Origin of the sequence: Magnetospirillum sp. LM-5 (assembly GCF_902729445.1) — a bacterium.
In the GTDB taxonomy this organism is placed as follows: domain Bacteria; phylum Pseudomonadota; class Alphaproteobacteria; order Rhodospirillales; family Magnetospirillaceae; genus Magnetospirillum.
Window position 1 is genome coordinate 23617 of record NZ_CACVCE010000018.1, and the last position, 24049, is coordinate 47665.

General features: G+C 69.3%; 24 protein-coding genes. 8 read left to right on the forward strand and 16 right to left on the reverse strand.

All coding sequences use genetic code 11. The features are described from left to right. Positions 1-16 precede the first annotated feature (16 nt). The 5 genes from argH (at position 17) to MTBLM5_RS08620 (ending at position 6730) form a co-directional block, all read left to right on the forward strand. Positions 17-1438 (forward strand): argininosuccinate lyase, encoded by a 1422-nt coding sequence (gene argH, locus MTBLM5_RS08600; RefSeq protein ID WP_173975631.1) that lies wholly within the window; start codon positions 17-19, stop codon positions 1436-1438. Then, positions 1435-1626 carry a hypothetical protein gene (locus tag MTBLM5_RS08605; protein WP_173975633.1) on the forward strand — a complete coding sequence of 64 codons (192 nt, stop codon included), beginning with the start codon at positions 1435-1437 and terminating at the stop codon, positions 1624-1626. The genes argH and MTBLM5_RS08605 overlap by 4 nt, the downstream gene beginning before the upstream one ends. After that, positions 1623-2891 (forward strand): diaminopimelate decarboxylase, encoded by a 1269-nt coding sequence (gene lysA / locus MTBLM5_RS08610; RefSeq protein WP_173975635.1) that lies wholly within the window; start codon positions 1623-1625, stop codon positions 2889-2891. Before MTBLM5_RS08605 ends, lysA begins: the two co-directional genes overlap by 4 nt. 6 nt (positions 2892-2897) lie before the next feature. Further along, positions 2898-5180 (forward strand): DUF4175 domain-containing protein, encoded by a 2283-nt coding sequence (locus MTBLM5_RS08615; protein ID WP_173975637.1) that lies wholly within the window; start codon positions 2898-2900, stop codon positions 5178-5180. Between the two features lie 101 nt (positions 5181-5281). After that, positions 5282-6730: a hypothetical protein gene (locus MTBLM5_RS08620; protein ID WP_173975639.1), complete on the forward strand. Its 1449-nt coding sequence runs from the start codon at positions 5282-5284 to the stop codon at positions 6728-6730. Here the strand turns inward: MTBLM5_RS08620 and MTBLM5_RS08625 are convergent. The 12 genes from MTBLM5_RS08625 to MTBLM5_RS08680 all read right to left on the reverse strand — a co-directional run bounded on the left by MTBLM5_RS08625 (position 6717) and on the right by MTBLM5_RS08680 (position 18173). Further along, on the reverse strand, positions 6717-7925 hold the full coding sequence (locus MTBLM5_RS08625; RefSeq protein WP_173975641.1) for a multidrug effflux MFS transporter: 1209 nt from the start codon (positions 7923-7925) through the stop codon (positions 6717-6719). The two genes, MTBLM5_RS08620 and MTBLM5_RS08625, sit on opposite strands and share 14 nt — an antisense overlap. 39 nt (positions 7926-7964) lie before the next feature. After that, positions 7965-8672 carry a M48 family metallopeptidase gene (locus MTBLM5_RS08630; RefSeq protein WP_254430964.1) on the reverse strand — a complete coding sequence of 236 codons (708 nt, stop codon included), beginning with the start codon at positions 8670-8672 and terminating at the stop codon, positions 7965-7967. Then, positions 8660-9097: a YcgN family cysteine cluster protein gene (locus MTBLM5_RS08635; protein ID WP_217425001.1), complete on the reverse strand. Its 438-nt coding sequence runs from the start codon at positions 9095-9097 to the stop codon at positions 8660-8662. The genes MTBLM5_RS08630 and MTBLM5_RS08635 overlap by 13 nt, the downstream gene beginning before the upstream one ends. Next, a complete protein-coding gene (locus MTBLM5_RS08640; protein WP_173975645.1) occupies positions 9012-10307 on the reverse strand; it encodes a polyhydroxyalkanoate depolymerase in 1296 nt (431 codons plus the stop codon). The genes MTBLM5_RS08635 and MTBLM5_RS08640 overlap by 86 nt, the downstream gene beginning before the upstream one ends. A 198-nt stretch (positions 10308-10505) precedes the next feature. Continuing rightward, positions 10506-11822 carry a cobyrinate a,c-diamide synthase gene (locus MTBLM5_RS08645; protein WP_173975647.1) on the reverse strand — a complete coding sequence of 439 codons (1317 nt, stop codon included), beginning with the start codon at positions 11820-11822 and terminating at the stop codon, positions 10506-10508. 1 nt (position 11823) lies between these two features. Then, positions 11824-12432: an SCO family protein gene (locus MTBLM5_RS08650; protein WP_173975649.1), complete on the reverse strand. Its 609-nt coding sequence runs from the start codon at positions 12430-12432 to the stop codon at positions 11824-11826. 12 nt (positions 12433-12444) lie between these two features. Beyond that, entirely contained in the window at positions 12445-13200 is a 756-nt protein-coding gene (locus MTBLM5_RS08655) for a sulfite exporter TauE/SafE family protein (protein WP_173975650.1), read from the reverse strand. Beyond that, positions 13197-13970 carry a uroporphyrinogen-III C-methyltransferase gene (cobA, locus tag MTBLM5_RS08660; protein WP_173975652.1) on the reverse strand — a complete coding sequence of 258 codons (774 nt, stop codon included), beginning with the start codon at positions 13968-13970 and terminating at the stop codon, positions 13197-13199. Before cobA ends, MTBLM5_RS08655 begins: the two co-directional genes overlap by 4 nt. Then, entirely contained in the window at positions 13967-14728 is a 762-nt protein-coding gene (cobM, locus tag MTBLM5_RS08665) for a precorrin-4 C(11)-methyltransferase (RefSeq protein ID WP_173975654.1), read from the reverse strand. Before cobM ends, cobA begins: the two co-directional genes overlap by 4 nt. A gap of 3 nt (positions 14729-14731) precedes the next feature. Continuing rightward, entirely contained in the window at positions 14732-16519 is a 1788-nt protein-coding gene (gene cobJ / locus MTBLM5_RS08670; RefSeq protein WP_173975656.1) for a precorrin-3B C(17)-methyltransferase, read from the reverse strand. Then, positions 16516-17196: a precorrin-2 C(20)-methyltransferase gene (gene cobI, locus MTBLM5_RS08675; RefSeq protein WP_173975658.1), complete on the reverse strand. Its 681-nt coding sequence runs from the start codon at positions 17194-17196 to the stop codon at positions 16516-16518. Before cobI ends, cobJ begins: the two co-directional genes overlap by 4 nt. Before the next feature lie 2 nt (positions 17197-17198). Next, positions 17199-18173: a sirohydrochlorin chelatase gene (locus tag MTBLM5_RS08680; RefSeq protein ID WP_173975660.1), complete on the reverse strand. Its 975-nt coding sequence runs from the start codon at positions 18171-18173 to the stop codon at positions 17199-17201. 132 nt (positions 18174-18305) lie between these two features. Here MTBLM5_RS08680 and cbiB point away from each other — a divergent pair, with 132 nt between their 5' ends. Continuing rightward, positions 18306-19313 carry an adenosylcobinamide-phosphate synthase CbiB gene (gene cbiB / locus MTBLM5_RS08685; RefSeq protein WP_173975662.1) on the forward strand — a complete coding sequence of 336 codons (1008 nt, stop codon included), beginning with the start codon at positions 18306-18308 and terminating at the stop codon, positions 19311-19313. Here the strand turns inward: cbiB and MTBLM5_RS08690 are convergent. From MTBLM5_RS08690 to cobO, 3 genes are all read right to left on the reverse strand, one after another. Further along, positions 19292-20758 (reverse strand): cobyric acid synthase, encoded by a 1467-nt coding sequence (locus tag MTBLM5_RS08690; protein WP_254430965.1) that lies wholly within the window; start codon positions 20756-20758, stop codon positions 19292-19294. The two genes, cbiB and MTBLM5_RS08690, sit on opposite strands and share 22 nt — an antisense overlap. 90 nt (positions 20759-20848) lie before the next feature. After that, positions 20849-21520: a lipid-binding SYLF domain-containing protein gene (locus tag MTBLM5_RS08695; protein ID WP_173975664.1), complete on the reverse strand. Its 672-nt coding sequence runs from the start codon at positions 21518-21520 to the stop codon at positions 20849-20851. Positions 21521-21555: 35 nt separating this feature from the next. Next, the gene (cobO, locus tag MTBLM5_RS08700) at positions 21556-22164 is read right to left on the reverse strand and encodes a cob(I)yrinic acid a,c-diamide adenosyltransferase (protein ID WP_173975666.1); all 609 of its coding nucleotides are present in this window, start codon (positions 22162-22164) and stop codon (positions 21556-21558) included. Between the two features lie 126 nt (positions 22165-22290). On the opposite strand from cobO, the gene MTBLM5_RS08705 reads away from it, so the two are divergent. Next, entirely contained in the window at positions 22291-22485 is a 195-nt protein-coding gene (locus MTBLM5_RS08705; protein WP_173975668.1) for a hypothetical protein, read from the forward strand. Here MTBLM5_RS08705 and gluQRS read toward each other — a convergent pair. Beyond that, positions 22475-23326, reverse strand: coding sequence for a tRNA glutamyl-Q(34) synthetase GluQRS (gene gluQRS, locus MTBLM5_RS08710; protein WP_173975670.1), 852 nt, complete (start codon positions 23324-23326; stop codon positions 22475-22477). The genes MTBLM5_RS08705 and gluQRS overlap by 11 nt on opposite strands. A gap of 53 nt (positions 23327-23379) precedes the next feature. On the opposite strand from gluQRS, the gene MTBLM5_RS08715 reads away from it, so the two are divergent. Next, positions 23380-24042, forward strand: a complete 663-nt coding sequence (locus tag MTBLM5_RS08715) for an alpha/beta hydrolase (protein ID WP_173975673.1) — start codon at positions 23380-23382, stop codon at positions 24040-24042. The last annotated feature ends 7 nt before the right edge of the window (positions 24043-24049 follow it).

The window sequence follows — 24049 nt, forward strand, 5'->3', positions numbered from 1 at the left end:
GTTTCAAGGTCCTTGCATGTCCACTGAAAAGCCCAACCAGCCCGCCGCGTCCTCGATGTGGGGCGGCCGCTTCGCCGTCGGCCCGGCGGCGATCATGAGCCGAATCAACGCCTCGATCGATTTCGACAAGCGTCTTTACGCCCAAGACATCCGGGGCTCGCAGGCCCATTGCCGGATGCTGGTGCGCCAGAAGATCCTGACCGAAGCCGATGGCAACGCCATTGTGCAGGGCTTGGAACAGGTTCGGCAAGAGATCGAAAGCGGCCAGTTCCGTTTCAGCCACGAGCTGGAAGACATCCACATGAACGTCGAGGCCCGCCTGGCCGAGCTGATCGGCGAGGCGGCCGGCCGGCTGCACACCGCGCGCTCGCGCAACGACCAGGTCGCCACCGATTTCCGCCTGTGGGTCAGGGACGCCATCGACGGCATGGACGGCGCCCTGAAGGGCCTGCAACAGGCCCTGATCGAACGGGCCGAGGAACATGCCGCCACCGTGATGCCCGGCTTCACCCATCTGCAGGCGGCCCAGCCGGTCACCTTCGGCCATCACATGCTGGCTTATGTCGAGATGATCGGCCGCGATCGCGGCCGCCTGGCCGATGCCCGCGTCCGCCTGAATGAATGCCCGCTGGGCTCGGCGGCGCTGGCCGGCACGTCGTTCCCCATCGACCGCCATTTCACCGCCGCCCAGCTGGATTTCGCCGCCCCCATGAACAATTCGCTGGATGGCGTGTCCGACCGCGATTTCGCGCTGGAATTCATGGCGGCCTGCTCGATCTGCGCCGTCCATCTGTCGCGTCTGGCCGAAGAGCTGGTGATCTGGACCTCGGCCCAGTTCCGCTTCGTCACCCTGTCCGACGCCTTCACCACCGGCTCGTCGATCATGCCGCAAAAGCGCAACCCCGACGCCGCCGAGCTGATCCGCGCCAAAACCGGGCGGGTGATCGGCGACCTCAACGCCTTGCTGATCGTCATGAAGGGCCTGCCGCTGGCTTATTCCAAGGACATGCAGGACGACAAGGAACCGGTGTTCGAGGTGGCCGATACCATGGAGCTGTCCATCGCCGCCATGACCGGCATGATCGGCGACATGAAGGTCAACACCGACATCCTGAAGGCCGCCGCCGGGGCCGGCTTCACCACCGCCACCGATATTGCCGACTGGTGCGTGCGCGAATTGAAGATGCCGTTCCGCCGCGCCCACCATGTCGCCGGATCGCTGGTCAAGCTGGCCGAATCCAACGGCTGCGACATCGACCAGCTGTCCCTGGCCGAGATGCAATCGGTCGAGCCCGGCATCACCGAACAGGCCCGCGCGGTGCTGGCGGTCGATCATTCGGTGGCCAGCCGCGTCTCGTTCGGCGGCACCGCGCCGCTGCGCGTGCGCGAACAGGTGGCCGCCGCCCGGGCCAAGTGGCTGGAAGGCGGCGCCCGATGAACCGCCGCGCCCTGCTGGCCGCCCTGGCCGGTGCCCTGGCCTGTGCCCCCCTGGCCGCCTGCGGCCGGCGCGGCAACGTGATCCCGCCCGAGGGCTCGACCTATCCGCGCCGCTACCCCAATGTCAGGTTCCCCAGCGAGAGCAAGCCAGAGCAACCGGCTGAGGACGAGCCCGAGGACCAGAGATGAACCATTTCGACTATATCGACGGCCGCCTGCATGCCGAGAACGTGCCGCTGGACATCATCGCCGCCCAGGTGGGAACGCCGTTCTATTGCTATTCCACCGCGACCCTGGTCCGCCATTACACGGTGTTCGCCGAGGCCCTGGCCAAGGCCGGGCTGGACGCCACCATCTGCTTCGCCCTGAAGGCCAATCCCAACATCGCCGTGGTGCGCACCCTGGCCGAGCTGGGCGCCGGCGCCGACGTGGTGTCGGAAGGGGAATTGCGCCAGGCCCTGGCCGCCGGCGTGCCGCCGTCGCGCATCGTCTTCTCGGGCGTCGGCAAGACCCGGCGCGAGCTGGAATTCGCCGTCGCCAAGGGCATCATGCAGATCAACGTCGAGTCCGAACCCGAACTCGAGGCGCTGTCCGAGGTCGCCGCCGCCCGCGGCATTCGCATGCCGATCGCCCTGCGCGTCAACCCGGACGTTGACGCTGGCACCCATGCCAAGATCACCACCGGCAAGAAGGAAAACAAGTTCGGCATCGAATGGACCCGCGCCCACGAGGTCTATCGCAAGGCCCAGTCCCTGCCGGGGATCGAAGTGGTGGGAATCGCCTGCCATATCGGCTCGCAATTGACCGATGTCGCGCCCTTCCGCGAGGCCTTCCTGCGGGTGCGCGACCTGGTGGCGATCCTTCGGGCCGACGGCATCGACATCCGCCGCCTGGATCTGGGCGGCGGCCTGGGCGTGCCCTACGAGAACGAGACCCCGCCCCATCCCGACCTTTATGCCGAGGCGATCCGCGCCACCCTGGGCGATCTGGGCTGCCGCATCGTGCTGGAGCCCGGCCGCCTGCTGGTCGGCAATGCCGGCATCATGGTGTCGCGGGTGGTCTATGTGAAGGAAGGGGCGACCCGGACCTTCGCCATCGTCGATGCCGCCATGAACGACCTGATGCGCCCGGCCCTTTACGACGCCCACCACGCCATCGTGCCGGTGGTTCAGCCCGACCCCCAGGCCGGCATCGTCGCCGTCGATGTGGTCGGCCCGGTGTGCGAGACCGGCGACACCTTCGCCCGCCAGCGCCCGTTGCCGCCCTTGGCCGAGGGCGACCTGCTGGTGTTTCGCACCGCCGGCGCCTATGGCGCGGCGATGTCTTCGACCTACAATTCCCGCCCGCTGATCCCCGAAGTGCTGGTCAAGGGCGATCAGTTCGCCATCGTCCGCGCCCGGCCGTCCTATGAAGAGATGCTGGCGCTGGAAAGCCTGCCCGACTGGTTCGGCTAAGGGGCGATGAACGCGACCACGGACCTTGCCGCTCCGACCCGCTGGCTGGCGGCGGCGCGGCTGGTCCTGTGGCTGGAAGCGGTGTGGCCGCGCCTGGTGGCCCTGGCCTCGCTGGCGGCCGTCTTCGCCGCGCTGGTCCTGTTCGACGCCTTGCCGCGTCTGCCCGGCTGGGCCCATCTGGCGGTGCTGGCGGCCTTCGCCGTCGCCGCCGCCTGGATCAAACTTGACCTGATCCGCCATTGGCCGCGCCCGACCCTGGACCAGGCGGCGCGACGCCTGGAACACGATAGCGGCCTGCCCCACCGCCCGCTGGCGGTGCTGACCGACCGGCCGGTCGGCGGCGATTGCCCGCTCTGGGCCGATCATCGCCACCGCGCCGCCCAGGCCCTGACCGCGTTGCGGCTGGCGCCCCCTCGGTCCGACATGGCGGCGCGCGACCCCTATGGCTGGCGGGCCGGCGCCCTGCTGCTGCTGGTCGTCGCCCTGGCCGGCGGCACCGGCGAGGTTTGGGCGCGCCTGGCCCGGGCGGTGTCGCCGCCGGTCCTGCCCGCCACCCTTGCCCCCGAACGCCTGGATGTCTGGCTGACCCCGCCGGCCCATACCGGCATTGCCCCGCTGTCGCTTGGCCCCGGCCAGCGGGTGACGGTCCCGGCCGGCAGCCGGGTGATGGCCAGCGCCACCGGCGGCTGGGGCGGCCTGAGCCTGGCCGCCGGCGGCCATCGTCTGGATTTCGAGCCCATGGGCGACGGCGAAAGTCGGGCCGAGACGACGCTGACCCACAGCGGGCGGCTCATGATCCGGCAATGGGGTTTCGAGCTGGCCGGCTGGCAGGTCGATACCGTCGCCGACGCCCTTCCCTCGATCTCGTTCACCGAGCCGCCGCAGGCGGCCGAACGCGGCCGGCTGCGGGTGGCGGTGTCGGCATCGGACGATTACGGGCTGGGCCGGCTATGGCTGGAAATCCGCCGCGCCGGACTGGACCACCAGTCCCCGCCGCTGCTGGTGCCGCTGCCGCTGGCCGGCACCCAGCCCAAGAATGTGCAGATGGACAGCTGGCACGATCTGTCGGCCCATCCGTGGGCCGGTCTGCCGGTGACCCTTCGCCCGCTGGCCGCCGACGCCGTCGGTCAGACCAGTGGCGGCGAGTGGGTGGCGATGACCCTGCCGGAGCGCGAGTTCCGCCATTCCGGCGCCCGCGCGGTGATCGAGCAGCGCCGCCAACTGACCCTGTCGACCGTGCGGGTGCTGGACGTGGTGGTGGCCCTGGACGCCATCAGTGCCGATCCCGCCCAGTTCGGCGATGACGTGGTGGCCTTCCTGGCCCTGCGCGTCGCCCGCCACGCTTTGCTGGACGAGAATCACGACCCGGCCGAGTTGCAGGACCTGTTGTGGAACGCGGCGCTGCGCATCGAGGATGGCGACCTGGCCGCCGCCGAGCGCAGCCTGGAAGAGACGCGGCGCGCAATCGAGCAGGCGGTGGCCGAAGGCGCCCCGGCCGGGCGGATCGACCAATTGCTGAGCGCTTTCCAGGCGGCGATGGAGCGATGGCTGCGGGCGATGGCGGCCCGCACCCCCCAGGGCGGCGGCCCCATGGACGGTGCGGCGCGGGTGGTCGATGCCGAAGACCTGGCGGCGATGCTGGAGGCCGCGCGCGACATGGCCAGGAACGGCGCCCATGAGGCGCTGGCGGCGCTGATGAAGGACCTGTCCGATCTGCTGCAATCCATCGAGCGGGGCGACGACACCGCCCCGCCGGTCGAGGGCATGGCCGAACTGCAGGCGGTGATCCGCCGCCAGCAGGCCCTGCTGGATTACAGCCACCGCCAAAGCCAGGCGCCGGCGGCGGCATCCGGCGCGGCCTCGGCCCAGGGCCAGGAGCAGGTGGCCCGCGCCCTGGCCGAGGCGGCGTCGAAGCTGGCCGGATCGCTGGGCCAGGCGATGCCCGGCCTGGACCAGGCCGCCGAGGCCATGGGTCAGGCCGCCCAGGCCTTGCGCGCCGACGATTGGAAGCAGGCCGCCCAGGCCCAGAACCAGGCGCTTGACCTGTTGCGTCAGGGCCGGGCGGCGGCGGCCGAACGGATGGCCATGGGCGGCGCCCGGCCCGGCGGCCGCGATCCGCTGGGCCGCCCGGCCCCCGGTCATGCCGACGACGGCACCACCCGCGTTCCCCACCGCGCCGAGCTGAACAAGTCCCAGCGCATCCTGGATGAATTGCGCCGACGCTCGGCCGACCCCGCCCGCCCCCCGGGCGAGCGCGACTATCTGCGCCGCCTGCTGCGGCAATTCTGATAGCCCTGCCTTGCACCCTTGTCGAATCCGGACAGGCCGCCCATGTGCTAGGGTGTTGGCATGATGGCATGACGACCGGGGGGCGGTCGGGGAGGGGCGAAATGTTCCACCACCTGTGGTCACGGTTGTTCGGCTTTGCCGGACGCCGCAAATCGTCGTCGGCGGGCGCACCCGCTTCCGACAGTGCTGTGCCGGCCAAGCCCGGAAAACAACGCCGCCTGTCCCCGTTCGAGCAGGCGGTGCAGACGCTGGCGGCACGGCCCGACGGCGGCGCCGGCCGGGTCCGCGCGGTGTCGCTGGGCGATTTCCGCGAAACCGTCGGCGACAAATGGCCGCGGCTGGCCGACAAGGTGGCGATCATCGTCGACAACCTGATCCGTCGCTATATCGGGGCCGGCAACGCCTGGCAGCGCCATGGCGAAGATTCCTGGCTGCTGGCCTTCACCGCAACCGATGCCGACGAGGCCCGGCGGATCGTCACCCTGATCGCCCAGGAAATCAGCCGTCACCTGCTGGGCGAGGGCTGCGTCGGCGGCGAACGTCCGCTGGCGTCGGCCGCCTGCCTGTCGGCCGGCAAGACACTGGCCGCCGATGGCCGCGTCGATGGTCGGGTGGTCCAGACCGCCCTGGCCGAAACCCACGCCTTCGTCGAGCACCTGGACCCCAACGCCGCCGACCCCGGCTGGCAAAGCATGGCCGCGCCCATCCATCGGGTGGTCGATGCCCAGCCCTGGACACCGATCGTGGTGGCCAGGAAGCATCTGGTCCCGTCACCCTGGCAGAGCGTCGGCCCCCTGACCGGCGAAACCCGTCTGTCGCTGTTGTGGCGGCCGACCTGGGTGGCCTCGAACGAGGCGATTTCCGCCTATTGCGCCCGGGTGGTCCGCGTCGACGGCGCCGGAACCCCACCGCTGGAAGGCGGCCAGGCCTACCCCGAGGGCGACGATGCCACCGCCTTCGCGATCGACCGCTTCGTCACCGCCAACGCCATGCGCGACCTCAAGAGTGCGCTGGCGGCCGGTCGCGCCGGCACGGTGATCGTGCCGCTGTGCTGGAGCTCGCTGCGGCTGGATCACCGCGCCGCCCTGCTGCCCTTGTTCGCCGAGCTCGAGGCCGACCAACGCCAGCGCCACCTGTCGCTGGAAGTGTTCCGCATTCCCGACGACGCCGATACCCAGGCGGTGGCGGAAGTCACCCGCTTCCTGCAAGGCCTGTGCGGCGACGTGCTGCTGAGGGTGCGGGTGTCGTCGGACCTGCTGTGCCGGGTCGATGAATTGGGGGGGGCCAAGGTCGGGCTGGACCTGTCCGAACTGCGCGACGAGGAAAGGATGAACGACCAGCGCCTGCTGCAGACCCTGGAAAGCCTGCAATGCAGCGCGACCCAGGCCGGCGCCGGCTGCTATCTGTGGAGCGCGCGCCGCCGCAACGTCGTCGGCGAGGTGGTCGGCTCGGGCTTCGACATGGTCAACGGCCCCGGCCTGATGAAGGATGTCGGCCGGCCCGCGGCGGTGGTCCCGGCCCCGCGCCAGCGCTTCGTCAACTCCGATTGACGGGGCGGACCAGGAGCAGGAAAACCGCCAGCGCGCCGCAGGCCATGACCGCCGCCAGGCTGGTCAAGGCCCTGGTCGAATGGTCGAACAGGGCGGCATGCAGCCAGCCGGCGGTGCCGCCCACCACCATCTGGACGAAGCCGACCATGGCCGAGGCCGAGCCAGCCATGCGCGGGTGGGGCGCGATGGCGCCGGCGGTGCTGTTGGGCAGCACCAAGGCAGCGGCCAGGAACAGCACCATCATCGGCAGCAGCACCGCCTGGAAGGTCTGGACGTTGCTCCAGGCCAGCCCGGCCGCCACCAGCCCGGCCGCGGCACACAGGATTGCGCCCATCAGCACGGTGCGGTCCAGACCGATCCGCCCGGTCCAGCGCCCGGCGACGAAGCCGCCGACGATATAGCCCGAGATGACGATGGCGAAGCCGAAGCCGAAGAAGGCCGGGGCCAGCCCCATGACGTCGATCAGCACGAAGGACGAGGCCGAGATGAAGGTGAACATCGCCCCGAAGGTGAAGGCCACCGTCAGGGTGTAGCCCAGCACCAGCCGGTCGGTCAGCAGGGCGCGGTAATTGCCCAGCATGCGAAGCGGCGACAAAGCGTGCGGGTCCTTGTGGGCATTGGTCTCGTCCAACCAGCGCCATACGCCCGCCAGCAGCACCAGGCCGAACAAGGCCAGCAGCACGAAATTCGCGCGCCAGCCGAACAAGGTATGGAACCAGCCGCCGGCGATGGGGGCGGCGAACGGGGCCAGCGCCATGGCCGAGGCCATGTAGGACAGCACCTTGGCCGCCTGTTCACGCGGATAGACGTCGCGCACCACGGCGCGGCCGACCACCGGGCCGCAGCAGGCGCCCAAGGCCTGCAGGAAGCGTGAGGCGATCAGCGCCTCGATGGTGGGAGCCAGCATGCAGGCCAGCGAGCCTGCCAGATAGATCACCACGCCGGCCATCAGCACCGGCCGGCGGCCGAAGCGGTCGGACAGCGGGCCATAGATCAGCATCGCCGTGGCGAAACCGGCCAGGAACACCGACAGCGTCAGCTGCACCATCTCGACGCTGGTGTGGAAGTCGCGCGCCATGTCGGGCAGCGAGGCCAGATAGAGATCGGTCGAAATCGGCCCGAAGGCGACCAGCCCGGTCAACAATGCGGCGACGGGAAACGAGGTCGGGGCCGGGCGGCCGGTGCTGATGGTCATGGAGCCGGGATCTGAATGTCTGACTTGGTGACTGGCACATTACCCGATCAGGTGCAGCCCCGCACCGTGTCTTTTCAGCCAGCCGCGCGCGCGGGCCGCGTCGGGGCTTAGGGACGCCACCACATTCCAGAAGGCGGGCGAGTGGTTCATCTCGACCAGATGGGCCAATTCGTGGGCCACCACATAGGCCAGCACCCATTCCGGCGCCATCACCAGCCGCCAGGAAAAGGACAGATCGCCCCGACTCGAACAACTGCCCCAACGCGACCGGGTGTCGCGGATGGTCAACCGCCCCGACCGGCGTCCCAACCGGGCCGAAAGCTCGCCGACATGGCGGGCGATGATTGCTTTGGCCTGATTGCGCAGGAAGGCCGTGACCCGGCGCGGCACCTGTTCGGCCAGGCCCGACACGCAAAGCTCGCCACCCTCGATCCACACGCCGCGGCGGGCGGCGGGGCAATGGCGGATGACATGGGGTTCGCCCAGGATGTCCACCCTTTGCCCGGGGGCAAGCGATTGCGCCGCCGGCAGCCGGTCCAGGCGCTCGGCCACCCAGGCCCGATGGGCCAGCAGGAAGCGTTCGGCATCGGCGCGGGAAGCGCGGGGCGGCAAGACCAGCACCGCGCCGCGCAGCGGGTCGATGCGGATGGCGGTCCGCTTGGCCAGGGCCGAGCGGCGCACGGTGACCGCAACCACCCGGTCGCCCAGATCCAGCGCGATGGTGGCGCTTTCGGCTATTCGGGCCACGTCACGATGTGCCGCGACAAGGGACCGGCGCGGTTTTCCGCCACCGCCCGGCCGCGCACCGAAATGCCGGCGCGGTGCACGGTTTCCGGGTCGCCCGACACCAAGGGGTGCCACCAGGGCAGGCTTTTGCCCTCGCTCAGCAGACGGTAGGCGCAGGTGGACGGCAGCCAGCGCAGCTTCAGCACCTCGCTGGCCGACAGCTTGACGCAATCGGGAACGTGTTCCTTGCGGTGCGGGTAGTTGCCGCACCGGCAGGTGCCCAGATTCAGCAGGCGACAGGCGACTTCGGTATAATGGATGTCGCCCGTATCCTCGTCTTCCAGCTTATGCAGGCAGCACTTACCGCACCCGTCGCACAGGGACTCCCACTCGGTCCTGCTCATCAAGTTCATGGGCTTTGTCCGCCAGAACGGTGAGCTTGTCATGCGTCCGGATGAAGTCGCGGACATGGGGATAGATCTCCTCGCGCCAGCGGCGCCCGTTGAACACACCGTAATGGCCGACCTTGGCCGCGACATGGTGGACGCGCATCGAGTCGGGCAGGCTGGAACACAGGCGGTGCGCCGCCTCGGTCTGGCCCAGGCCGGTGATGTCGTCCTTCTCGCCCTCGATGGTCATCAGCGCCGTGTGGCGGATCTTCGAGGGGTCGACGGCGCGGCCCCGGCTTTTCATGATGCCGTCCGGCAGATGGTGCTCGATGAACACCGTCTGCAGGGTCTGCAGATAATACTCCGCCGGCAGGTCCATCACCGCCAGATATTCGTCATAGAACTCGCGGTGCTTCTCGGCCGAATCGCCGTCGCCGCGCACCATGTTGTGGAACAGCTTCAGATGCTCGCCGACATGGCGCTCGGGGTTCAGGCTCATGAAGCCCTGCAATTGCAGGAAGCCCGGATAGACCCGGCGGCCGCGCCCGTGATGGACGAACGGAACGGTCTGGATGACATGGCTTTCGAACCACGACAACGGCTTGGTGGTGGCGACCTCGTTGACCTTGGTCGGGTTGATGCGGGTGTCGATCGGGCCGCCCATCAGCACCAGCGAGCTGGGCTGGCGCGGGTCCTCGTCCTCGGCCATCAACGACACCGCCGCCAGCACCGGCACCGACGGCTGGCACACCGCCAGGACATGGGTGTCGGCGCCCAGGAAGTGCAGGAACTCGCGGACATAATCGATGTAATCGTCCAGCGTGAAGGGCCCGTGTTCCAGGCCGACATCGCGGGCGTCGATCCAGTCGGTGATATAGACGTCATGGTCGGGCAGCAAGGTCTCGACCGTGCCGCGCAGCAGCGTCGCGTAATGGCCCGACATCGGCGCCACCACCAGCACGCGGGGGTCGCGGCGGTCGGTCTGGCGCTGGAAGTGCAGCAGGTTGCAGAACGGCTTCTCGTAGACCACGACCTCGCGCACCGCGACTTCCGTCCCGTCGATCAAAGTGGTCGGCAGGTCGAATTCGGGCTTGGCGTAGCGCCGGGTGGTGCGCTCGACCAGTTCCGCGCTGGCGGCGACGGCGCGCCCCAGGCTGGTATAGGCCATCGGCATCCACGGGTGGGAATACATGGTCTGAACGGCCTCGACCCACAGGCGGACCGGAGCGACCGCAGCATGCTGAAGCTCGTGGAGATGATAGAGCATCGACCCTTCCTTCGTACCGATTGCGACAACACAGTAGTTTTGTTACCCAAACACGAACGGTCTGGCAATAAAATTATGTTCCGTCGCTGACCTGCGAAATAACCTTCCGACTGTCACCGTCTTGTCTAATTTGTGCACTGCAGTATGAGTCGCAAGCGGGGGCGAAAGTCAAGCTGCCCGTCGGCCAGGGCGGCTCGGTCAGGCCCGATCGATCAGGTGCAGGAACGAGGCGACCACCGAACCTTGCACCAAACCGGCCGGTCCCAGCGCCTGGCCGGCGGCGTCGCTGGCCTCGAACAAGGCCGGCGCCGATCCCTGGCCGGTGACGCTGGCATAGTGGAATTCATGGCCGCGATAAAGGGTCCCGGCCGGCCCCAGCGGCCCGTCGGCCACCAGCCGGGCCCGGCGATAGCCCAGATGCAGCCGCCTGGTCTTGAAGCTGGTTTCCAGCGGCAACAGCCCGGCCATGGCGTGGCGGTGCCCGTCGGCATCCTCGATCCCGTCGCCCAGCACCATGAAGCCGCCGCATTCGCCGAACACCGGAGCCGACCGTCCGGCCAGGCGCCGCAACCCCGCCAGGAAGCGGGCGGCCTGGGCCAAGCGGGCGCCGTGCAGCTCGGGATAGCCGCCCGGCAGATAGACGGCGTCGCCGTCCGGGGCCTGATCGGCCAGCGGCGAAAAGAAGGTCAGTTCCGCCCCCTGGTCGCGCCAGCCCTGCAGCAGGGCAGGATAGGCGAAGGCGAAGGCCTGGTCGCGGGCGACGGCGATCCGCCCGGCCAGCGGCGGCAGCGGATGGGGCGCCGGCCCGGCCAGGACCGACGGCCGCGCCAGGGTCAGCAGGGCATCACTATCGACATGGGCCGCCATGGCGGCGGCGGCCTGGCTCAGGAAGCCGGCCAGGTCGGGATGCTCGACCGCCTGGACCAGCCCGAGATGGCGCGACGGCAGCACCAGATGGGGCAAGGGCGGCACGAAGCCCAACAGAGCGATGTCGGGGCACATTTCGGCGCAGGCCTGGGCGATCAGCCGGCGATGCTTATCGCCCGAGACGCGGTTGAAGATGGCGCCGGCAATGGTCACCTCGGGCCGCGCCCGGGCGAACCCCAGCAGCACGGCCCCGGCCGAGGCGGCCTGGCCGCGCGCATCGATCACCAGCACCACCGGCCAACCGGCCAGGGCCGCCACTTCGGCGGTCGAGCCGGTCGCCTGGCCCGGCAAGGAATCGGCGCCGTCGAACAGGCCCATCACCCCTTCGCACACCACCAGATCGGCCGCCATCGACAAGGACGCGGCCAGGCCGGCCAGGCTTTGCGGCCGCATCGCCCACGAATCGAGATTCAGGCAGGGCCGCCCGGTGGCGGCGGCGTGAAAGGCGGGGTCGATATAATCGGGGCCGACCTTGGCCGAGGCGACCCGCAGACCCCGCCCGGCCAGATGGGCCAACAGCCCCAACGTCACCAGGGTCTTGCCGCTGCCCGACGACGGCGCGGCGATGACGAAGCCGGGCGCGGCCATGCTATTTCAGGTGCTTCTTCAGGCCCGCCGCGATGTCTTCGACCCCGACGCCGTGGGGAAAATGCTGGACGAAGCGGCCGTCGGGACCGATCAGGTAAAGAATCGACGAATGATCGACGGTATAGGCGGTGGGATCGTCGCTTTTCACCTTGGCGGCATAGACCTTGAACGCCTTCATCGCCGCCGCCACCTGCTCCTCGCTGCCGGTCATGCCGACCATGTCGGCGGTAAAGGCCGAGACGTAGCCGGCCATCACCTCAGGCGTGTCGCGAACCGGATCGACGGTGACGAAAACCGGGGTGACCTTGGCGCGCTGGACCTCGTCCAACCGATCCAAGGCCGAGGTCATCAGGGTCAGCGAGGTCGGGCAGACGTCGGGACAGAAGGTGTAGCCGAAATAGATCAATAGCCAGCGACCGCGGAAATCCTGGTCGGTGACGGTGCGGCCCTGGTGATCGACCAGGGTGAAGGCGCCGCCGATGGCGCCATTGCCGCTGCTGGCCGATTGGTGTTCGGCGCCGGTCCACACCGCCAGGCGGGCGCCGATGGCCAAGGCCACCACCACCGCCACCGCCAGAATCGCCAGCAGGCTCGACCGCCCCTTCTTCATCACGTCTGCTCCCTAAATCAGGCGCCAGGCCATGAAGCCCAGCATGCCGGCATTGGCCGCCAACAATAATGGCGCCCATTTGAGCACCGGTTGCCGCCAGCGCGCTACCGCGAAATGGCCGACGGTGCCGACCAGCACCAGAACCGGCACGGTGCCAGCGGCGAAGGCCACCATCGCCAGGGCGCCGCCGAGCGCGTCGCCGCCGGCCGCCGCCGCCGCCAGCGCGGCGTATAAAAGACCGCACGGGATGAAGCCCAAGGCCACCCCCAGCAGCCAGCCGCGCCAGCCGGTCGGCGCGCTGAACAAGGGCGCGGCCAGACGGCCGACATGGCGGCCCCACCAGCCCTCGCCGCCGCCCGAGCCGCCGAACAGGCCCTTCAGGCGCGGGACGGCCATGCCCAGCAGGAACAGGGCCGCCAAGGCCAGCAGGCCCGCCGCCAGCAGGCGCAGCGCCGGCCCCTGCGCCAGGCGACCGGCGACGGCGCCGGCCAGGGCACCCAGCGCGGCATAGGTGGTGGCGCGGCCCAGATGATAGGGGATCAGCAGGGCGCCACTCAGGCGGCGCCATTCGTTCATCGCCGAGACGGGAATCGCCTCGAAGCGGGCGGCGGTTTGCGACAGCACGAACGGGCCGCACATGCCGGCGCAATGGGTCAGGCTGCCGACCAGCCCGGTCAGCGCCAGGCTGGTGATCAGGCCGCCATGATCCTCGACGGCGACGCGGCACACCGCCAGGCCTTGCGTCAGCACGGCCAGAGCGTCGGTCATGCGCCGTCCCACCAATCCAGCACCGAGGCCAACCCCACCACCGGGCCGACCACGATCAGGGCCGGGGCCGGCAGCGGCCGGGCGGCGGCAGCGGCGGCGATGCGGCTCAGGTCCGAGATCAGCACCGCCTGGTCGGGCGAGGCCGCCTTCGAGACCAGCGCCACCGGGTCGGTACCCGGCCGGCCGGCCTTGATCAGCCGGGCCGCCAGCTTCTCCAACTGGCGCACCGCCATGTAGAACACCAGAACCTGCGAGCCGGCCCCCAGCTTGTCCCAATCGACATCGGGCGGCAGGTCGCCGTCGGGGCCGTGGCCGGTGACGAAGGTCACCGTCGAATTGCAGTCCTTGGCGGTCACCGGAATGCCGGCATAGGCCAGGCCGCCGATGCCGGCGGTGATGCCCGGCACGATGCGAAAGGCGATGTTCGCCGCCGCCAGGGCTTGGGCCTCTTCCGGCCCGCGCCCGAACACGAAGGGGTCGCCGCCCTTCAGGCGCAGCACCCGCTTGCCGGCCCGCGCCAGTTCGACCAGGCGGGCGGTGATGGCCGCCTGCTTGGGGCTGTCGGCGCCACCGCGCTTGCCCATGGATTCCAGCTCCGCCCCGGGCGCAGCCAGGGCCAGGATGCGGGGATCGACCAGGGCGTCATGCACCACATGGTCGGCCGCGGCCAGGGCATGGGCGGCCAGCAGCGTCAACAGGCCCGGGTCGCCGGGGCCGGCGCCCACCAGCCAGACGGTGCCGGGCCGGAACTCGGGCAGGGCCGGACTCATGACTTGGCGGGCCGCAGGATGTGCGTGTGGTCGGGGGCGTAAAGCCGGGAATCGGTGAAATCGGCACCGCCCAGCACACGGCCGACCAGGATCAGGGCGGTGCGGGTCAGGCCGGCATCCTTGACCTTGGCGCGGATGTCGCCCAGCGTGCCCTTGATGAAGGCCTGATCGGGCCAGCTGACCCGATAGGCCACCGCCACCGGGCAATCATCGCCGTAAAGCGGCGTCAGCTCCTTGACCACATGGGCCAGGTTGGCGATGGACAGGTGGATGGCCAGCGTCGCCCCCGTGGCCCCCAGGGTGGCCAGATCCTCGCCCTTGGGCATGGCCGAAGACCGGACCGCCGTACGGGTCAGGATGATGGTCTGGCTGATGTCGGGCAGGGTCAGCTCGGCCCCCAGGGCGGCGGCGGCGGCGGCGAAGGACGGCACGCCGGGGGTGACGTCATAGGGGATGCCCAATTCGTCCAGCCGGCGCATCTGCTCGGCCACCGCGCCATAGATCGACGGATCGCCGGAATGGACGCGGGCCACATCCAGGCCCTTGTCGTCGGCGTCTTCCATCTCGGCGATGATTTCGTCCAGATTCATCGGTGCGGTGTCGATGACGCGGGCCCCGGCCGGCGCCTCGGCCACCACTTCGGCCGGCACCAGCGAACCGGCGAACAGGCAGACCGGACAATTGCGGATCAGGTTCAGGCCGCGCACGGTGATCAGGTCGGGGGCGCCGGGACCGGCACCGATGAAATGGACGGTCATGATTCAGCTCAACTTCTTGGCATAGCCACGGGGAGTATAGACCCATTCCCGGCTGCCCGCACGCATCCGCCGGGTCTCGCTCGAGCCTACCAGCACCAGGGTCAGCATGTCGGCATGGTCAGGCGTCAGTTCGCCCAAGGTAATAATCCGGATGCTTTCCTCGGGCCGGCCCAGCTGGCGGGCCAGGATCACCGGGGTTTCGGGTCCGCGGCCCGACAGCAAGATATCGCGGGCGCGCGCCAGTTGGTCGCGGCGGCGCTTCGACACCGGGTTATAGAAGCACACCACGAAATCGGCCGCCGCCGCCGCCTGCAGCCGCTTCTCGATGGTTTCCCAAGGCGTCAGCAGGTCGGACAGCGAGATGGTGCAGAAATCGTGGTTGACCGGCGCGCCGGCCCGGGCGGCCGCCGCCTGCAGGGCGGAAATGCCGGGAATCACCTGGATCTCGGCCCTCAGCCAATCGGCGTGGCGCTCGCGGTCCAGCAATTCGAACACCAGGGTCGCCAGGGCATAGATGCCGGCATCGCCCGAACAGATCAGCGCGACGTCCTTGCCGCGCCCGGCCAGTTCGAGCGCCATGCGGGCGCGGTCGGCCTCGGCCCCCAGATCGCTTTCGTGGCGGGCCTTGCCCTGGGCCGCGTCGCCCAGCAGGTCGAGATAAAGACCATAGCCCACCAGATCGGTGGCGGCGGCGATGGCCGCGCTGGCCTCGGGTGCGCGCCAGCCGGCCCAGCCCGGCCCGATGCCGACCACCGACAGCCGGCCGCGCCCACGGCCGACCGCGCCGGCATCGATGCAATCGGGGGCGCGGGCGATGGCCAGGGTGGCGCGCTTCGACTTGGTCTTTTCCACCACCAGCACCGCGTCAGGGCCGGCGGCGGCCAGGGCGGCGCCTTCCGACACGCCGGGGCAGCCGATCTCGCGCGCCACCACCTCGGACGGGTTGGCCAGGCGCGGCGCTTCGTCGGCCAGGCGGGCCGGGGTGAAGAAGCGGGCCGGCACGCCCAGAGTCCGGGCCAGGTGCAGCACCGCCGGCTCGTCCGCCTTGAGATCGACCGAGGCGACGCAGGCGATGGCACCGGCGGCCAGGCTGTTGGCGGCCAGAACCTCGTCGACCAGCGCCGCCAATTCGGCCGGGTCGCAATCTCGTTCGCAGCCGACGCCCAGGGCCAGGACCGGCGGATGCAGCAGCAATTCGTCCTCGTCGGTGGCGACGGCGTGGTCGGTGACGCGGACCAGCGGCTGGCCGTCCTCGGCGGTCGGCAGGCCATCCAGCCAGGCAGCGTTGCCGGCCTCGACCTCCAGGCGCACGCGGCCGCCGGCCAGCAGGGCGGCGGTCACCGGCTTGATGGCGGCCGGGTTGCCCACTGTCCAACCGGCCGGCGGCTCGTCGAGCGCCAGGCCCAGGGTGACGTCGCCGGCGGTGGTGATCGCAGCGACGCCGCCGGTCAGCACGGCCACCTGTCGCGCCAGCTGGTTGGCGCCGTGATGGCCGCCCAGAAGCGGCACCACCGCGCTTCCGTCCACCGCGACCGCCAGCACCGCCGGCTCGGATTGCTTGTCGGCCAGCAGGGGGGCCACGGCGCGGACCAGGATGCCGGCGGCGCACACGCCGATGATGCGCTTGCCTTGGGCGAACAGGTCGCGCAGATGGGCCATGGTGTCGGCGAACAATTCGTCGGCACCCTCGACCCGGCCGGCCAGGCCGTGCAACTGGGCGCCCGGAACGCCGTTCCTGATCAGGCGGGCGGTGGGCAGGGCGGCGGGGGTCAGGCAAAGGATGACGGTCATGGATGCACCAGGATCAACGAGAAATAGGACAAATCGGCGGAATCGGACAAAGCCACGACGCGCTGGTCGGGCAGGGTGGCGCGCTCGACCACCACGGCGCGGGACGCCAGGCCCAGCCGGGTCAGCAGGGCGGCCAGACGGGCACGGTGGCGGCCGACCTTCATGATCACTGCCGCATCGGATGCCTGCAACAGCGCCTCGATGCGGGCATCGGGTGCGGTGGCGGGGATCACCGCCAGGGCATTGTCCAGCAGGGTCAGGGGCTGCAAGGCGGCAGCAGCCGCGGCCATCGGCGACGACACGCCCGGCACCACGGCGACCGGGAAGCGATCCTTCAGGCGGGCCAACACATAGATGAACGAGCCGAAGAACAGGGGATCGCCCTCGCACAGCACGCCGACATCGCGGCCGGCTTCCAGATGGGCCGCGATGGTCCGGCAGGCCCCGTCATAGGCGGCATCGGTGTCGGCGCGGTCGGGGGCGAAGGACAGACGGATGGCGATCTCGGCCTTGCCGGCCGGAATGAAAGGCGCGGCGATGGTCCGCGCGAAGCCTTCGCCCTCCAGCGGCGCCGGCCAGGCCAGCACCGGCAGTTCGGCCAGAAGGCGGGTCGCCTTGTGGGTGATCAGTTCGGGGTCTCCGGGGCCGACCCCGATGCCCCACAGGGTGCCGGTCATGGTCAGTGATCGTGATCGTGGTGATGATGGTGCCCATGGTCGTGATGATGACCATGATCGTGATGATGGCCATGATCGTGATCATGATGATGGTCGGAATCGGTGCCGATGCCGACCACATGATGGTGATGGCCGGCCTGGACGGCGCCGACCTGGGTCTCGTAGCCGACCACCTGGGCGCGATACTTGCACAGGGTGCAATTCATGTGGGTGCGGCCTTCCAGAATCTCCTCGACCCGTTCGACGAAGCTGTCGATCACCAGCGGATTGTCGTTGAGATAGGGGGCCTTGACGATCTCGACCTCGGGGTGCGCCGCCGCCGCCTGATCGGCCTGGGCATAGATGCGCTTGACCAGGATGCCGGTGAACAGGAAATAGGGGAACACGACGATGCGCTTGTAGCCCAGCCGCACCACACGATCCAGGGCCTGGTCGACCAGCGGATAGGCGACGCCGGAATAGGCGGTTTCCGCCCAGCCGAAGCCCATGCCTTCCCACAGCATGCGCGCCACCTTCGAGACGTTGGAATTGGCGTCGGGGTCGTTGGTGCCGCGCCCGACCACCAAGAGCAGCGTGTCCTTGCGCGACACCGAGGCATCAAGGCTGGCCAGCGCCTCTTCGATGCGGGCCGCCGACGCCGCCAGCAGCTTGGGATCGACCGCCAGCTCGCGGCCGAACTGGATCTGCATGCCAGGATGTTCGGCGGCGAAGGAATTCAGCTCCCACGGCAGGTCGTTCTTGACGTGGCCGGCGGCGAACAGCATGCCGGGCACCGCCAGCACCCGGGTCACGCCCTTGGCCTGCAACGCGGCCAGACCGTCCTTGATGACCGGACGGGCGAATTCCAGATAGCCGGACTCGACCGGATATTGCGGGAAGCGATGGGCCAGATGATGGGCCAGATGGGCGAATTGTTCGGTCGCCTCGACGTCGCGGCTGCCGTGGCCGCACACCATCACCCCGATCTTTTCCGACATGCGCGTGGTCCTTGCCTTCGTGCGTTTCCTGATCCGAACCGGCTGGTCCTTGCCTTCGGCCGGCTGGCTCGGGACTATAGGAGGGTCGGCAGCGATTTGTAAGAGTTTCCTTCCTCGATTATGCTGCCCGCCATGCTGCCTTTCGGAACCCATTTCGGCGCGGCCCCCGACGCCCTTCTGATGCTGTTCATGGCCCTTGGCGTCGATGCCGTGCTGGGCGAAATGAACTGGCTGTTTCGCTTCGTGCCCCATCCGGTGGTGCTGATCGGCAACGCCATCGCGGGGCTGGAACGGCGCCTGAACCGCACCACCTTGCCCGATGGCGACCGCCGCCTGCGGGGCTTCGTCACCGTCGGCCTGATGCTGATGGTGGCGGTGGGCGTGGGCTGGGCCATCGCCTTCGTCGCCCGCTCGCTGCCCCATGCCTGGATCTTCGAGGTGTTCGCCGCCGCCACCTTGCTGGCCCAGAAAAGCCTGTTCCACCATGTCGACGACGTCGCCCGGGCGCTCGAGGCCAAGGGCCTGGAAGCCGGACGCTATGCCGTCTCGCGCATCGTCGGGCGCGACCCGCAAAGCCTGGACGAACATGGCGTGGCCCGCGCCGCCATCGAATCCCTGGCCGAGAACTTCTCGGACGCGGTGGTCGCACCCGCCTTCTGGTACGTGCTGTTCGGGCTGCCCGGCCTGGTCGCCTATAAGGTGGTCAACACGCTGGACAGCATGATCGGGCACAAGAACGACCGCTACCGCGCCTTCGGCTTCGCCGCCGCCCGGCTGGACGATGGGATGAACCTGATCCCGGCGCGCTTGTCCGGGCTGATCGTGGTGCTGGCCGCCGCCTTCGCCGCGCGCGGCAATCCGTGGCGGGCGCTCACCACCATGATCAAGGATTGGCGCCACCACCGCTCGCCCAATTCCGGCTGGCCCGAGGCGGCGATGGCCGGCGCCCTGGGCCTGGCCCTGGGTGGGCCGCGCAAATATCCCGGCCTGATCGTCGACGAGAAATGGATCGGCCAGGGCCGGGCGCGGGCGACATCAGCCGACATCGACCGGGCGCTGCACCTGTTTTCCGCCGCCTGCCTGCTGCATGCCGGGCTGGTGGTGCTGCTGTTGTGGATTCAGTCCCTGCTGGCCAGCTGAAGCAGCCGATCCAGATCGACATGACCGGCCAGATGGGCGGCCAGCCCATCCAGAACGCGCTCGACCAAAGCGTCATGGGCAAGATCGCTGCCGCCGCCCAGAAAGGCGCTTCGGAAGCGGTCGGACGAGAACAGCCCGTGCAGATAGCCGCCCATCACCCGCCCATCCGCCGACACCGCGCCGTCGGGCCGGCCGGCCAAGGTCAGGAACGGCCGGGCGCAATCGGGGCCGTCGGTGCGGCCCATATGCATCTCGTAGCCATGGACCGGATGGCCGGCCGGGTCATGGCCCGCCACCTCGACCAGGGTCTTTTCGGCGCTCATGACGGTTTCGACCTCGAGATAGCCCAGGCCTTCGGCCACCGATCCGGCCGGGCCTTCCAGCCCCAGCGGGTCGGCGACACTTCTGCCCAGCATCTGGAAGCCGGCGCAGATGCCCAGCACACGGCCGCCGCGACGCAGATGGGCGGCCAGGTCGATGTCCCAGCCCTGGGCGCGCAGGAAGGCCAGGTCGGCGATGGTCGCCTTGGACCCCGGCAGGATGATCCAGTCGGCATCGCCGGGCAGGGCCTGGCCGGGGCCGACAAAGGCCAGCGTCACCCCCGGTTCGGCCGCCAGCGGGTCGAAATCGTCGAAATTGGCCATGCGCGACAGACGCGGCACGGCGATCTTCAGCGCACCGCTGCCGCCGCCCTTGGGGGCGGTGGCGCCGTCCTCGGCCGGCAGCAGGGCGGCGTCGGGGTAGTAGGGCACGATGCCCAGGCAATCGAGCCCGGTGCGGGCCTTGATCAGCTCGACCGCCGGGGTGAACAACGACGCGTCGCCGCGGAACTTGTTGATGATATAGCCCTTGAGCCGGGCGCGTTCGGCCGGCGGCAGCAATTCCCAGGTGCCGACGATGGCGGCGATGACGCCGCCGCGATCGATGTCGGCCACCAGCACCACATCGATATCGGCCGCCTCGGCGAAGCCCATATTGGCGATGTCGGCGGCGCGCAGATTGACCTCGGCCGCGGCTCCGGCCCCTTCCACCAGCATCAGATCGGCGCCTTGGGCCAGGCGCTCGAAGCTTTCCAGCACGCGCGGCAGCAGGGTCGGCTTCAGGGCGTAATAGTCGCGCGCGCTGGCATTGGCCAGGACGCGGCCTTGCACCACCACCTGGGCGCCGACATCGGATTGCGGCTTCAGCAGCACCGGATTCATGTCGGCGACCGGGGCAATGCCGGCGGCGCGGGCCTGCAGCGCCTGGGCGCGGCCGATCTCGCCGCCATCCCTGGTGACGGCGGCATTGTTGGACATGTTCTGCGGCTTGAACGGACGGACGGCCAGGCCGCGGCCGACGAAGGCCCGGGCCAGGCCGGCCACCAGCAGGCTTTTGCCGACATCCGACCCGGTGCCCTGGAACATCAGGGCCGGGGGGTGGAGACCCGAGCAGGGTGATTTCATCTAAAATCGCCCTGCTCATGCCGCCATTGAGGCGGCGGCCAAGCAAACCGGAGGTTTGCGCCCGGCGAGGGGCAAACGAAAAGGATCAATTTAACGCGCAAGGACGTCTCGCAGGCGGTCGGCCTGGGGGCTGTCGAGACGGCGCGCCAGCACGATGTCCTCGGGCGCCGGGTTGCCGCCGTAGAAACCGGCGTTCCACGAATGGCGCGGCAGGATGCCCGATCCTTCCAGCGAGGCGCCGCCATAGGCGCCAACCGCCTTGTTGAAGGCATAAATGTCGGCGCCGGCATTGGAGGTGGTCGAGGCCTCGGCGCCGCCGCCGATATGGGCCACCGCCACCGAGGCGTCGGCGCCGGCCTTGAAGCGGTTTTCCATCACCGCCTTCAGACCGGCATCGGACATGATGACGAAAATGGTCTCGGCGTCCTGAACCCCGATCTGCAGCCCGACCGAACCCGACGCCACCGAATAGAAGGCCGGCCCCGACCAGCGGCCGCCATTATCCTTGACCAGCAGCACGCCGGTCCCCCACTCGGCCCCCAGGATGAACCCACCCTTGACCAGATCGGGGACGATCAGCACCGCCCGGGCCCGGGCCAGCCGGGGATCAAGCTCGCGCGCCATATTGGGGTCGCGGCGCAGCCGTTCGACGCTGGTGGCGGCCTTGGCCAGCACCGCCGCTCCGTCGGACGCGGCTTGCGCCGAAACCGGGCGGGGCGCGGCCAGCAACAGGGACAACAGGGCAAGGACGATCAATCGCATGGGATCAGGCTAAGGGGACGGCGGTTAGGAAGCGGTTAAAACTCGATGCCCGGCTGGGCCTTGATGCCGTCGCGGAACGGGTGCTTGACCAGCGCCATCTCGGTGACCAGGTCGGCCGCCTCGATCAGGGCCGGCGCGGCGTTGCGCCCGGTCAGCACCACATGCTGGCCCTCGGGGCGGGCCTTGATCGCCGCCAGCACATCGTCCAGCGCCAGGTAGTCATAGCGCAGCGCCACGTTGATCTCGTCCAGGATCACCAGGCGGATGGCGGGGTCGGCCAGCATCTCGGCGGCCATGTCCCAGGCGCGCCCGGCGGCGGCGACGTCGCGGGCGCGGTCCTGGGTTTCCCAGGTAAAGCCCTCGCCCATCGCCTTGAAGGTCACCAAAGGCGCGAACGTGTCCATGATCCGGCGCTCGGCGGTGTCCCAGGCGCCCTTGATGAACTGGACGATGCCGACCGGAAAGCCGTGGCCGACGCAGCGCAAAGCCATGCCGAACGCCGCCGTCGATTTGCCCTTGCCCGGCCCGGTATGGACGATCACCAGCCCCTTCTCGCCCTGCTTCTTGGCCATCAGCTTGTCGCGGCTGGCCTTCTTCTTGGCCATCTTGTCCTTGTGGCGGTCAAGGCTGTCGTCGTCGGTCATGGCGGCTCCGGGATAAGGGGAGGCCGATGGTGCCCCGAAATGCGAGCCGTTCGCAAGAAAGAAGCGTGGCGATCAGCGCATCCCTATAGTAGAATGTAGTCATATAATGATATGGGGAGTCCGGAAATGTCCGCCAAAACCTGGCTGTTCATCGCCTCGGTGGTCACCGTCGTCTGCGGCGTCGCCGGCTTTGCCGTTCTGGGCATCATCGCCAAGGTCCCGGCCGGGGAATATTGGATGGTGGTGCTGGGCGGCCTGGTGGTCGGCGGCGCCTGGCTGGCCTTGATCACCATCTTGCACCGGCAAAGCCTTAGGGAATGACGCCGGCCATGTGCCGCACGCTTTCGGGCGTGTGACCGGCGGCGCGCAGGCTGGCGATGGTCAGCGCGCGGTCGCGCTTGGCGAATCGGCGCCCCGATTCGTCGGTCAGCAGACGGTGGTGGTGCCAGACCGGCACCGGCAGGCCCAGCAATGCCTGCAACAGGCGATGGACGTGGGTGGCCTCGAACAGGTCGGCGCCCCGGGTCACCAAATTCACCCCTTGCAGGGCATCATCGACCGTCACCGCCAGATGGTAGCTGGTCGGCGTGTCCTTGCGGGCCAGCACGACGTCGCCGAACAGTTCGGGCCGGGCCGCGATGCTCCCCGCCGCTTGGTCGTGCCAGGTCAACTGCCCGACCAGATCCACCGCCTTGGCCATGTCCAGACGAACGGCGTGCGGTTGGCCGCTGGCCAGACGCTCGGCCCGTTGGGCCGGGTCCAACCGGCGGCACAGGCCGGGATAGACCGGCCCGTCGGGACCGTGCGGAGCGTGACCGGCGGCATGGATTTCCGCCTCGATGTCCTTCCTGGTGCAAAAGCAAGGGAAAAGCAGGCCCATCGCGTCCAGCCGGGCCAGGGCGGCGGCGTAATCTTCCAGGTGGCTCGACTGCACCCGCACCGGGCTTTCCCACTCCAGGCCCAGCCAGGCCAGATCCTCGAAGATGGCGGCGACGAATTCGGGGCGGCAGCGGACCGGGTCGATATCCTCGATGCGCAGCAGGAAGCGCCCGCCGGCCACGCGCGCCGCTTTCCAGCCGAACAAGGCGGAATGGGCATGGCCCAGATGCAACAGGCCGGTGGGGCTGGGGGCGAAGCGGGTGACGATCGGGGGTTGGTGCATGGGGGCAAGCATACCATAATCAGGACAGCCATTATCCCGAGCGGAGAGAACCGATGTCCACCCCCCTGTCCGGCCCTGCGGCCGAACCCTTGTCGGGCGGCCCCGCCCACCAATTGGTGATCTTGCTGCATGGCGTCGGCGTCGATGGGTCAGACCTGTTCGGGCTGGTGCCCTATATCGCCCCGGCCCTGCCCGACGCCGCCTTCATCGCCCCCGACGCGCCGCACGCCTATGACATGGCGCCGTTCGGGCGGCAATGGTTCTCGCTGGCCGACCGTTCGAATGCGGCGCTGGCCGCCGGCATCCGCGCCACCGCGCCGCTTCTGGATGCCTTCATCGATTCGCAACTGGCGGCGCGCGGGCTGGAGGACCAGCATCTGGCCCTGATCGGCTTCAGCCAGGGCACGATGATGAGCCTGCATCTGGGTCCGCGCCGCGCCCGGCCGGCGGCGGCGATCGTCGGCTTTTCCGGCGCGGTGGTGGCCCCGGAAGCGCTGGCCTCGGAACTGGCCTGCCGGCCGCGCATCTTGCTGATCCACGGCGATTCCGACGAGGTGGTCAACCCCGATTGCCTGCCGGCGGCGGAAGCAGCCTTGGCCAGCTTCGGCATCCCGGTCATCACCGAGGTCCGCCCCGGCCTGGGCCACGGCATCGACGGCCCCGGCCTGACCCTGGCCACCGCCTTCCTGCGGCAAAGCTTCGGGCTGGACGAGTGAATCTTTA